This is a genomic window from Streptomyces sp. NPDC093591 (assembly GCF_044764885.1).
Taxonomy (GTDB): Bacteria; Actinomycetota; Actinomycetes; order Streptomycetales; family Streptomycetaceae; genus Streptomyces.
The window spans coordinates 43,614-54,776 of record NZ_JBIWIY010000004.1 but is presented as its reverse complement, the minus strand read 5'-3'; the positions used below and the strand labels follow the sequence as shown (position 1 = coordinate 54,776).

At 70.4% G+C, this 11,163-nt stretch carries 8 protein-coding genes and 2 pseudogenes; 7 read left to right on the top strand and 3 right to left on the bottom strand.

Annotation, left to right across the window (positions count from 1 at the left end; genetic code table 11):
* Window position 1: 1 nt before the first annotated feature.
* On the top strand, window positions 2–592 hold the full coding sequence (locus ACIREI_RS09705; protein ID WP_403329617.1) for a hypothetical protein: 591 nt from the start codon (window positions 2–4) through the stop codon (window positions 590–592).
* Between the two features lie 137 nt (window positions 593–729).
* Here the strand turns inward: ACIREI_RS09705 and ACIREI_RS09700 are convergent, their stop codons facing one another.
* Window positions 730–2,619 carry an NAD-binding protein gene (locus ACIREI_RS09700; protein ID WP_403329615.1) on the bottom strand — a complete coding sequence of 630 codons (1,890 nt, stop codon included), beginning with the start codon at window positions 2,617–2,619 and terminating at the stop codon, window positions 730–732.
* Between the two features lie 1,471 nt (window positions 2,620–4,090).
* Here ACIREI_RS09700 and ACIREI_RS09695 point away from each other — a divergent pair.
* A complete protein-coding gene (locus tag ACIREI_RS09695; protein WP_403329612.1) occupies window positions 4,091–5,305 on the top strand; it encodes a lactonase family protein in 1,215 nt (404 codons plus the stop codon).
* Between the two features lie 54 nt (window positions 5,306–5,359).
* Here ACIREI_RS09695 and ACIREI_RS09690 read toward each other — a convergent pair whose 3' ends face one another.
* A complete protein-coding gene (locus ACIREI_RS09690) occupies window positions 5,360–5,881 on the bottom strand; it encodes a nitroreductase family deazaflavin-dependent oxidoreductase (RefSeq protein WP_403329609.1) in 522 nt (173 codons plus the stop codon).
* A 162-nt stretch (window positions 5,882–6,043) separates the two neighbouring features.
* On the opposite strand from ACIREI_RS09690, the gene ACIREI_RS09685 reads away from it, so the two are divergent.
* From ACIREI_RS09685 to ACIREI_RS09670, 4 genes are all read left to right on the top strand, one after another.
* Complete coding sequence (locus tag ACIREI_RS09685) at window positions 6,044–7,135, top strand: PP2C family protein-serine/threonine phosphatase (protein ID WP_403329606.1); 1,092 nt, start codon at window positions 6,044–6,046, stop codon at window positions 7,133–7,135.
* A gap of 30 nt (window positions 7,136–7,165) precedes the next feature.
* On the top strand, window positions 7,166–7,702 hold the full coding sequence (locus ACIREI_RS09680) for a MarR family winged helix-turn-helix transcriptional regulator (protein WP_403329603.1): 537 nt from the start codon (window positions 7,166–7,168) through the stop codon (window positions 7,700–7,702).
* A 212-nt stretch (window positions 7,703–7,914) separates the two neighbouring features.
* Window positions 7,915–8,655 (top strand): hypothetical protein, encoded by a 741-nt coding sequence (locus ACIREI_RS09675; protein ID WP_403329600.1) that lies wholly within the window; start codon window positions 7,915–7,917, stop codon window positions 8,653–8,655.
* 419 nt (window positions 8,656–9,074) lie between these two features.
* On the top strand, window positions 9,075–9,635 hold the full coding sequence (locus ACIREI_RS09670) for a DM13 domain-containing protein (protein WP_403329597.1): 561 nt from the start codon (window positions 9,075–9,077) through the stop codon (window positions 9,633–9,635).
* An 89-nt stretch (window positions 9,636–9,724) separates the two neighbouring features.
* Here the strand turns inward: ACIREI_RS09670 and ACIREI_RS09665 are convergent.
* Window positions 9,725–10,135, bottom strand: a pseudogene (locus ACIREI_RS09665) (peroxiredoxin-like family protein); the annotation flags it as partial.
* Between the two features lie 10 nt (window positions 10,136–10,145).
* Between ACIREI_RS09665 and ACIREI_RS09660 the strand changes: the two are divergent.
* Window positions 10,146–11,078: pseudogene (locus tag ACIREI_RS09660) on the top strand (N-acetylmuramoyl-L-alanine amidase); the annotation flags it as partial.
* Window positions 11,079–11,163 lie beyond the last annotated feature (85 nt).

The window sequence follows — 11,163 nt, the reverse complement described above, 5'->3', positions numbered from 1 at the left end:
GATGCGGAGCGCCGACCCCGCACCCGCCGCGGTCATCGTCCGCCGACGTGCCCGCGCGGTCGCGGGCACGGTGGCATCGCTGGCGGTGCTTCCCCTCGTGCTCAGTCGCCTCACCGGGGGAAGCCCATGGGCCACGGCACCTGGGTTGGTGGCCGGCCTCGCCGCATGGGTGCTCCTGCCCGACCTCTGCCAGGAACGTCCTCCGGCGCGCCGTTCGGCGACTGTGATGACCGCGCGCACCCTGACCGGCCCGCGCTCGATCGACCTGGACCGGATCACCTCGGTCCGGCTGTGGACGACATTCACGTACGGCGGTGTTCAGCAGCGCACCCTGCTCGTCCGCGACGTGCACGGCGTACGGCTCGGTGTCACCACCGCCGCGGGGCGGCGTGCCCTGCGCGTGGCCCTCGAACGGCAGACGCGGGACAAGTCGCCGAGGCACCGACCCCGAGTGAGCCCGGCGGCCCGCGCTTGTCTGGGGGGCGGTCCACGCCACCATCTCGCCGTCCACACCGTGATGGCGTTCCTCGCACAGGTGGTGGGCCTCTGCGCGTACCTGACCGTGGTGCTCAAGGCCGGCGGGCTCGGCTGACCCGACAACCCGAAACCGTCTCGTCACGACCGGAGACGCAGCCGCGGGCGGTGCGGCGCTGGACACCCGGGTGATGCTGATCGACCGGCAGAGAACAACATGAGGCCCCGGCCGGGCGAGCGACCACAGGGCTGCGGCTACGTGTCCGCAGGCCGCGCCCGGAGCTGCGGCTGCCGGCCGAGGAGCTCGGCCAGCCCCTGCCGGGTCGTGGCGAGCACCACCCGGTCCTGGGGCCGCAGGAGGTATCCGGGATGGAGATCCCATATGAGTCCGGCGGGACGGTCGGTGCCGTCGTGCGCCGGGGCGGCGGCGAGATCGGGCAGTCGCTCGCCCGGTTCTGCGGTGTCCAGGGCGATGACGCGCCAGGCGCCCGGCCGGAACGACTCTGCGATCGTGCGTCCTTCGAGCTGTGGATGCCCGGCGACGTCGAGGGCGGCGAAGAGCAGCACGCGACGTTCGACCGGGATGGCGCCCAGGATCTGGCGGCCCATCATGGCTCCGGCGAAGGCGGGAGCCGCCAGCGTGGAGACGCTGCGGCTGCGGGTCAGGGCCCGGGGGTGGGCGGCGCGCAGGGTGCGGTAGACGGCCGCGGCGAACTCGTCGTCGTACAGGCGCAGTGCCACTCGCAGGTCGGGCTTGACGGAGCGGGCGTACAGGGCCGCTTCCAAGTTCGTGGTGTCGTTGCTGGTCAGGGCCAGCAGGGCGTGCGCGCGGTGGACCTTGGCGGCTTCCAGGACCCCCTCCTGGGTGACGTCCCCGAGAACGACTGGCATGCGCAGCCGGCGGGCCAGCGGGATGCCGCGCGCCTCGGGGTCCTCCTCCACGCACACCACGGGAATCTCAAGCTCCCTCAGCCGTGCCAGCACGCGGGTGCCCACCTTGCCGAGGCCGAGCAGGACGACGTGGCCGGACATGCCGCGCGGCGGGCGGCGCAGCGTGGAGGCCGTGCGGAAGGTGCCCAGCGCTTCAAGGACGGCTGCGAGCAGGACGGGCAGGAGCAGCAGTCCAGCCAGGCCGGCGAGGAGTTGGAGTACCTGGCGGGAAGTGGACTTGCCGAGGGCTGGGTCATTGATCGCGAAGAGGTCGAGCAGGGTGAGGTAGGCGGCGTGCAGGGGATGGTCGTCACCGGTCAGCCAGCTCGCGACCGCCAGGCCCAGCACACAGCCCACCAGCCCGGCCAGCGACCAGCGCAGCCGGCGCGAGAACAACGAGCCCAGCGGAACCCCGCGCCCGGCAAGGCGGCTTGTCGGGGGAGCGGATCCCGTGTGCGCGACGGTTTCGAGGACCACCATGCCCTGTCCCGTGGCGGTGGCAACCGTGTCGTCGTCGGGCAGAAGCATCGGTCCCTCCTGGCCGCTGGCGTCCGAACCCTCCGCGCCCGCCGGGTCGTTGGTGGTCGACGACAGCAACGCGAGCGTGCAGAGGCCGGGATCGGCCACGTGGCCGTGGCCCGGCGGCGTGCGCTCCACGGCGCGCAGCAGCAGTCCGTCCGCCTGGACGACCTTGCTGGTACCGGCGACGGCGGTGGCCGCGAGGGCGGGGGCTGCCGTGTCGGCGTCGGACAGGATGGTGGTGGAGGTGTCCAGGGCTTCCGGGTCCAGGCCGGGGACGGCGAGTGCAGCGGCCTGGTCGAGGAGTTGCTCGAGATGCTGGCCGAGCTTGCGGTTGTAGAGCCGGATGACCAGGCGCAGCCGGGGGTTGAGCCGACGGGCGGCCAGCGCGGCGCGGATGTTGGTCTCGTCGTCGTCATGCACCAGGGCCAACGCGGCGGCCTCGCGCACGCCCGCCTCGGCCAGGGTGGCCTCGTCGAGCGCAGTCGCCTCGACCACGTGGGGTGCACCGAGTTCCCCGTCGCCACCGTTCATGGCCGCCTGCATCCGGTCGAGCAGGACCGAAGCGCGCGCCCATCCAGCTGCGACACCGGTGCGTTGCGCGTTCGGAACGACGAGGGTGACCCGTTCCCGGTACACCGTGGTGAGTTCGTCGGCCAGCCGCTCGGCGAGCGCATCGTCACCACACACGATCATGTGTCCCGGACGCGGAACCCTTCGCGTGGGCTGGGGGAACACGACCATGTTGTACGACACCTCCGGGTCAGGCGAGGGCGAAGGGGCGGAGCCTCACATGTCTGGCCGAGCGTGCCACAGCAAGGTGGCCACGATCACGACGTGATTGGCGAACTGCCAGAAGCCAGATGGGCTGTTGGCCGCGGCTCAGCGATACCGCGGCCTATCGCACTGACGCCGGCAGCCATTGATCAGCCCTCCGATCGACGGTGACTCTTCTCTCAAGATCGCCGACCAGGCTTCCCGGGCAACCAGTACGAAACCTTACAGGCGCTCAACGCGTCGCTGGCACGTCCTTGACGCGCACTCTGGAAGTCCGCCCACTGCCGGACTCCGGCATGTGTGCTGTTCATGGCCTGCTGGACGCGGTGCGGTTGGGGCCGTCGGCTCTAGCGCGACGCAGGACTGATCCCGCCCGGTCGTCCGCGGCCGAGAACGGAGTGCAAGCCGTCCGAGCCGAGCTGCCCGGAACGCGACGCCCCGGAGGCGCTGTCGCAGGGTGGCAGGCGAGGGGCGCCATGGTCCCCACATCGGGGTCTCTGCGGCTTGTGAAGCTGTGAAGAAGCCGCACGACTGACCTCTTCCCCGCAGCCTGCGCCGGGCGGCAATGTCGGGATGTCACCTGACTGCCGCCAACGTGACCGCAGAGACCGGCATGCTGGGCATATGGCAAAGGGGCGGGGACGAGCAATCGTCGGCTACAGCACTCTCACGTTGCTGTGCGCCGCAGCGACAGCGTGGACGGTGATCACCGGGCTCGCGCGCTTGGATCTGCTGGGAAACGCTGTGGAGGTCCGGTTCACAGAGTGCCACCTTGAAGGGGGCGGACGCGGAGGGAGCCACACCGTTTGCAGCGGCCCTCAACTGGACACCACGATCACGCACACCGTGAAGGTCCAGTACGACGGCCGCGAGGGCCAGACCATCCGGGCCGCACAGAAACCGTGGGGCAGCTACGAAGTCGTGGACACAGGTCTCATTTCGTGGGGCATTGGGGCACTGCTCCCGGTCCTGCCGCTGGGTGCGACAGCAACTGCAGGTGCTTTCACCGTCAGAGAGCTCCGCCGGGCACGGCGGGAAGCCACGTCCGACAGAGCTTCGTGAGCAGCTGGCGACCTCAGCGGCGAGGCCCCGACGGCAAACTGCCGCGAGAGCCGGTGTACATCGCTTCGCTTCCGGCACGGTCGGTGAAGCGGTCGAGACGAGAGGGGAGCCCGCCGACGGCCCATGTGTGTCCCGTGCGTCCTCAGCTCCCGCGTCGACGTGCGCTGCACACGCTGGTCGCCGCACGGCGTGCCAAGTGATGAGGCCCGCAGACCTTACGAGAACCTGACGCCGTCGCGAAAGTGCCTGGCCTCACCGGCCCCACGGACAACTCTGGTGCTGTCAGCCACCGGCCAGTGGTGGCTGCAGGAGGTCCGAGGAGCAACGCATGAGCAGGCACACAAGGCGTAAGTCCCCGTTACAGGTCAGGCTCACGGTCGCCGGAGCCGGGATCCTCGCCGCTGCGGCGGCCGCCACGACGGTGACCGTCGCCTCGGCGGGGCAGACCGCTCGCCCATACGCAGGGGCGGGGGGTGCCGGGGCCGACCACGCCGTCTTCGTCCAAGGTAACGAGCTCGACGGCAACACGATCCACGTCTTCAAGCGCGGCGACGACGGCAAACTGACCGCCGCGGGCCGCCACGCGACCGGCGGCAAGGGCGGCGACCAGGTCGACGCGCCGACCGACTCCCTCGCCTCACAGGGATCGCTCGTCTACGACGACCGATCAGGACGGCTGCTGGCCGTCAACGCGGGTAGCGGCACCGTGACCTCGTTCAGGGTCGAAGGCCATAGGCTGACGGACCGCCAAGTGGTGGACTCCGGCGGGGACTTCCCGTCCTCGATCGCTGTGTACGGCAGCCTCGCGTACGTCATGAACGCCGGGGAAGAGGGCAGTGTCCAGGGCTTCCGCATCACGGCCGAGGGGCTGAAGCCGCTGCGAGGGTCGCAACGCTCCCTCGGACTGGACAACGAAAAGGTGCCGCTCTTCAGCAGTTCGCCGGGCCAGGTCGCCTTCACCCCTGACGGTCGTGCGCTGGTCGTCACCACCAAGTCCGCGAACAGCATCGAAGTGTTCCCGATGAAGCGTGACGGAAGCCCCGCGCCTCGGCCGGTGGTCAACGAGTCGGCCGGAGAGGTGCCGTTCGCCGTTACCTTCGACAGGTCCGGGCGGATGCTGGTGGCCGAGGCTGCCAAGTCCACGGTGAGCACCTACAAGGTGCGCGCCGACGGCCGCCTCAAGGTCGTGCAGCAACCGCTGGCCAACGGCCAGGACACTCTGTGCTGGTTGGAGCGCGCCGGTGACTTCGTCTACGGCGGCAACACCGGCAACTCCACCGTCACCGGCTACCGCACCGACGGCCGCGGCAGGCTCGTGCTCACCAATGACGTCGGGATCGCCACGCCGCCGTCGGCGAAGTCCCAGGGTGTCATCGATCTGGCGGTGACGGCGGACGAGAGGTTCCTGTACGTGCAGAACGCCGTCTCCGGCACGGTCGACGGCTTCCGCATAGGGCAGGACGGCTCGCTCACCAAGGTCACCACCGCCACCGGACTGCCCGCCTTCGCCGAGTCCGGCATGGAGGGCATCGCCGCGGTGTAAGGGAAAGCGGCCGCCGCGGCCCGGCGCCCCGGACGGTCGGTCCGGTCCGGGGCGTCACGCGCGTTCGCGGCCGTGCCGGTGTTGACCCTCCGCGGCGTCGAGCCGTACGAAGGGAATCGCCCGCCCCGCCTCGCGGAACGACGCCTCGCCGCCGTCGACGGGAAAGCCCATGAACGCGCACAGGCGGCGGGCCGTCCGCGGACGCCGGCGTGCGTAGTCGGCCATGATCTCGGCGCCTTCGTCGGGCGGGAGGAAGCGGGCGGTGACGGCGTGGTAGCGGTTTCCGAACTGGATGAGGGTCTTCGGCCGGGCGCGCAGGTTCTGGTACCAGTCGGCCTTCACTCCGAAACCGGAGGCCACGATCCAGCTCGCACCCGTCGGGTCATACGACACAGCTTCGAGGACCGTCATGTGGTCGAGGCCGCTGACGCGGCCCATGTGGTGCAGCAGGACCAGGCGTTTCCCGAAGAGGCGCCCCAGCCCTGCCCGAAAGAGCATGATCGGTAGTCGCAGGGCCAGGCGTCGCCATCCGGCAGGGAGTCGAGGGCGGTGTGGTGCGGTGTCTGAGTGCGCCATGGTGGCCTTCCGCGGTCGGTGGAAGTCGGCCCCATGCCTCGATTGGGTAAAGGGTCAGGGTGGGAGCCGTCGCGTCAAAGTCACCTTTGCATAGTCTAAAGGCGGGGGAGGGGCGCCTGGACCGGGCGGCTCTCCAGTGTTGTGACACCGCTGGAGTACGCCATGACCGCGAAGAAGCCGCCATCGAGCTCGAGGGTGTTGTCGGGCATGCCGGTCATGGCGATGGCGGGGGTCGCGGTCGTGGACGTCGTGGCCGGGCCCGGGGTGGGGCTCTTGCCCCTGGTGTCGCTCGGGCCCGCCTTCGCCGGCCTGCTGGGCGGATGGCGCCGCACCGCCCTGATCGGCGTGGCGGCGCTACTGCTGTGCGTGGGGCTCGGCCTCTACAACGGGTTGTTCCAGGAACGCCGGGGCTTCGCGGCCATGGGGTCGGTGGCGGGCGTGACCGGCATCGGTATCGCGGCGGCCGTGATGCGCTCGCGCCGGGAGGCGGAGCTGGCCAGCGTGCGGTCGATCGCGGAGGTCGCGCAGCGGGTGCTGCTGCGCCCGGTGCCGCTGACGGCGGGGCCGCTGCAGGCGGCGGTGTCGTACACCTCGGCGGTCGCCGAGGCACGCATCGGCGGTGACCTGTACGAGGTGGTGGCCTCCCCGCACGGCATACGCGTGATCGTCGGGGACGTGCAGGGCAAGGGTCTGGCCGCGGTGGAGACGGCCGCCGTCGTGCTCGGCGCCTTCCGGGAGGCCGCCCACGACGAGCCGGACCTGGTGGGGCTCGGCGAGCGCCTGGAACGCAGTGTGGACCGGGAGTTGGAGGGAGAGAAGTTCGTCACCGCGATCCTCGCGGAGATCGGCTCGGAACAGGAGGTAGTCCTCCTCAACTACGGCCACCCTGCCCCGATGCTCGTACGCCGTGACGGCAGTGCCGACTTCCCGCAGCCGCCCTCCTGTTCCCTCCCGCTGGGCCTGGGCGCCCACGGCGGTGAGGGTCCCAAGCCCTACCGGGTGGGTTTCGCGCCGGGGGAGCAACTGCTGCTGTACACCGACGGGGTCACCGAGGCCCGTGACGAGGCCGGCCGCTTCTATCCGCTCGACGAGCGCGCGCACCTGCTGAAGGATCCCGACGCGCACCGCGCGTTGGAGGCGCTGCGTGAGGACCTGGTCCAGCATGCCGCCGGGCCGCACCATGACGACGCCGCGATGCTCCTGTTGCGTTACCACGGTCATGAACACCGTCACCTGCCCCCGCCGGGTGAGTGAGCAGGGAGTTCAGCACGGTAGAAAGGACGCATGCCGGAGCGAGAGATGCCTGCAGGGGCCACGGACGATGTTGATGCAGTCACCCGGGCGGTGCTGACCGCGTCGCGCCTGCTGGTGGCGGTCTCGGCCCGGTCGCTGGCCGAGGTCGAGGAGCGGGTGACGCTCCCGCAGTTCCGGATGCTGGTAGTGCTGTCCACGCGCGGGGCCACCAAGCTGGTTGCGCTCGCCGACCTGCTGCAGGTGGCGCCGTCCACGGCGATGCGGATGGTCGACCGGCTGATCGCGGCCGGGCTCGCCGACCGCAAGGCGAACCCCGACAACCGCCGCGAGACCCTGCTACAGCTCACCGAGGAGGGACGGCGCGCAGTCGCGGACGTCACCGCCCGGCGCCGCGCCGAGATCGCTGCGATCGTCGAACGGCTCACGCCGACGCAGCGGCTGGCGCTCATCGAGGCCCTCGCTGCTTTCAACGAGGCCGGAGGAGAGCCCCCTGCCCCGGCCTTGGACGATGCGGAACCGCCCCCGCTCGGCTGGGCGGTCGACGTCCCTGTGGCGCGTGACGCCTGACGCGGTGTGGGCCACCTATCCCGGCGTCACTTCTCCGCAGCCCGCACGTTTTGCATAATGCAAGGGAATTGTGAAAGCGGCCTGCTGCCCGATCCCGGCAACTGAGGCCGCAGCTGTGTGTCCTGCCGCGGGCAGTGCGGATCATCCGCTCGTGGCGGCAGGATGCGAGGCCATGGCCGGGATTCGGAACGACGCTTGAGGTGGACATGCGCATGCGCCGACCGGGCCGCCCCCTGCCCGCGTCCGAGCTCGCCCTGAGGGCGCATCTGCGCTCCACGGTCTGGGGTCCGGCGGAGTTCGTCGGCCTGCCACCGTGGTGGCTGGTCGGTGAGGGGCTCCTCGCGGGAGCTCTTGGGGTGGGGGTCATCGTCGGCGTCACGGTCGTCGGCGCCTGGTACGGGCTGCCCGTGCTGGCGGAGGGTACGGCCGGCCTGGTCTGCGCGGCGGCGCTCGTCCTCTATCTCGTCCTGGTGCGGGCGGGCCGGGCGCTGATCGGTCTCGTCGCCGTGCTCGGTGTGTGCCTGGCGTTCCAGGCGCCGCAGGCGGCGGCGGGCCTGGTGCTGGCGGAGCGGGGACGGGTGGAGTCCGTGGTGGTGACGTCGGTCGAGGGCGGTCCGGCGGCCGTGTCCAGCCGCGGCCGCTACCTGTGCTCGGTGGCCGGCCGGGATGGTGTGCAGTTGGAGGTCCGCATCTGGCGCGGCTGCGGACAAACCACACGAGCCGGCGACGCGCTGGCCGTCGTGTACGACCCCAAGGGGCGCGTGCCACCGCGCGGTGTGGAGCCGGGAGCGTCCGCAGGCGGGCCTTTGCGGGCCCTGGGCGGCTGGGCCGCGGCCTTGGCCGCCGGTTGCCTGGTCGCGGTCGTACGCTCCTACCGCCTGACCCACACCGCACGAGCCCCCCACCGGGAAACGGCGGCGCCGCCTCCCCGGCACTCAGCCGGAGGTCGGTGAGGAGGTCGGTGAGGAGGTGTTCACACGCCAACATCGCCACCGGCCGCAACATGGCCGGCGTGCACTGACGCCACCGACTACACCGAAGCTGGTGCGACTGGGCGAGGAGGTCGCCATCGGCGTCCTGCGCGAGGCGAAGGAAGTCATCCTGGAAGACGCTGTCTTCACCCTCAGCTGTTTCGACGGCACTGCCATCACGGTCTAACCAATCCGCCGCGGTGCCGGGACCGGGCGCGGTGACAGGTTCGCGGCGACGGGACGGCGGCTCGCAAGTCCGTCACTCCGGACGAATGGGCATGGTCATACGTTCGCCCCTCGCGCCGGCGACGTAAGGGTTCCGTCATCTCTCTCGGGACACACGACGGCCGCCCGCCCCGTTGAATGGGGGAGCGACAGGACTCTCAGGAAACGAGGCGGGAATGGGACGTGTGCGGAAGGCAGTGGGCAGGCCGCTGATCATCGGGGTGCTGGCGGTGGCTGTCGCCGGTGCCGGCTTCGGGCTGTACTGGTTCCAGCCGTGGAAGCTGTGGCAGGACGAGACCGTGCAGGAGGCACTGCCCGGGGCCGTGCAGACCGCCGCTGCGCCCACGACGGAGCCTTCCGCGTCCTCCTCCCCGGCGCCCGCCCCGAAGACGCTGGCCGGCGGCGAGCTGATCAGCCACGAGCACACGACCTCGGGCACGGTGAAGCTCGTACGGCTCGCCGACGGCTCCCATGTCGTCCGGCTGGAGAACCTCGACACCAGCAACGGCCCGGACCTGCGGGTATGGCTGACCGACGCGCCGGTGAAGCAGGGGAAGGCCGGCTGGCACCTCTTCGACGACGGCGAATACGTCAGCCTCGGCAAACTCAAGGGCAACAAGGGAAGCCAGAACTACACCGTGCCCGCCGACGTCGATCCGTCCCGCTACTCCAGCGTGAGCATCTGGTGCGACCGCTTCGACGTCTCCTTCGGTGCCGCCGAACTCGCCCGCGCCTGACGGCGGTTCGGGTTAACCCGAGTGCGGCAATCCGTGCCACTTGTGAGGTGACGGCCTCGTCCGCAGACGGCTCACGCAGTGCGGCGTGATCAGCCCAGTGAGTCGAGGGTTGCCAGGATGTAGACCGGTTCGGCGCGGGTGGTGTAGTCGGTGTTGACGAAGGCCCAGCGGATCACGCCAGCCCGGTCGATGACGTAGGTGGCGGGCAGTGGGAGGGTTCGCGGGTGGCCGTCGTTGACGCGCTGGAGGTCGAAGCCGAGCTTGTCGTAGACGGCGGCGAGGTCGTCGGGGAGGTCGAAGGCGAGGCCGTAACTCTTGGCGGTGCCGGAGCCGATGTCGCTGAGGACGTCGAAGGCCAGGCCGTGCTTCTCGGTCAGGGTCAGGGACTCGTCGGGGATCGGCGGGGAGACGGCCACGAGGCGGGCGCCGCGTGCGGTGATGGCGTCGTGGTGCTGCTGGAGGGAGCGCCGGGCGATGTTGCAGTACGGGCACCAGGAGCCAGAGGACACGATTCGCAGCTGGGCCGCCGGGCCGGTCACCGGGCTCGCGATCAAGTCCGTCACCGGCGCGGGACTGTCGGGTACGACGTACTACACCAGGGCCGGCATCACGGTGAGCTGGGCGGCCACCACACCGTCGTCACTGATCTCGAAGTACGAGCTGCTGGTCGACGGCAAGACCGCGGCCGCGGTCGCGGGCAGCGCCACCTCCGCCAAGGCAACGCTGGGCGCGGGCACCCACAAGGTGCAGGTCCGCTCCACGCACCAGTCAGGCAAGACCGCCATCTCCCCGGCCGTCACGGTCGTCGCGGAGACCACTGCCCCGACGTTCACCACCAAGCCGAACCTCGCCCTGCGCACCGGAACGGTGAACACCACGGCGGTTCCGCTGAAGCTGAGTTGGAAGGCCGCCGACAACGCCGCGCTGAAGGAGGTCAGGCTGACAGCGCCAGCTACGGCGACGTACGGCCCGACGACGACCGGCGCGAACCGCACCGGCAAGTCCGGCACCGCGACGACCTGGTCCATGACGGCGTACGGCCAGGCAGGCAACACCGGGGCGGCCTCCGTGTCCGGTACCCCGGTCATCCTGCAGGAGTCGGCGGCTACCAAGTCCGGCACCTGGACGACCAAGTCCTCCACCAGCTACCTGGGGGGCAAGTCCTACTCCAGCTCGTCCAAGAACGCCTCACTGACGTGGACCCTCACCGGCCGTTCGGTGGCCTGGGTGGTCTCCCGAGCCTCCACCTCGGGTCAGGCGTACGTGTACATCGACGGCACGAAGGCTGCGACGGTTGACTTGAAGTCGTCTACGACGAAGTACCGTGACGCGATCTGGGCCAAGACCTGGTCCACGAGTGCCAAACACACGATCAAGATCGTGGTCGTCGGTACTTCGGGGCGGCCCGCCATCACGACGGACGGTGTCGTCTACCTCAAGTAGGGCATGACGCATCGCTCACTGACGATCCGCGTGACGGTCAACCTGGCCTAGCTATTGGCCGCCGCATACGCGTCGGCACGGAGGG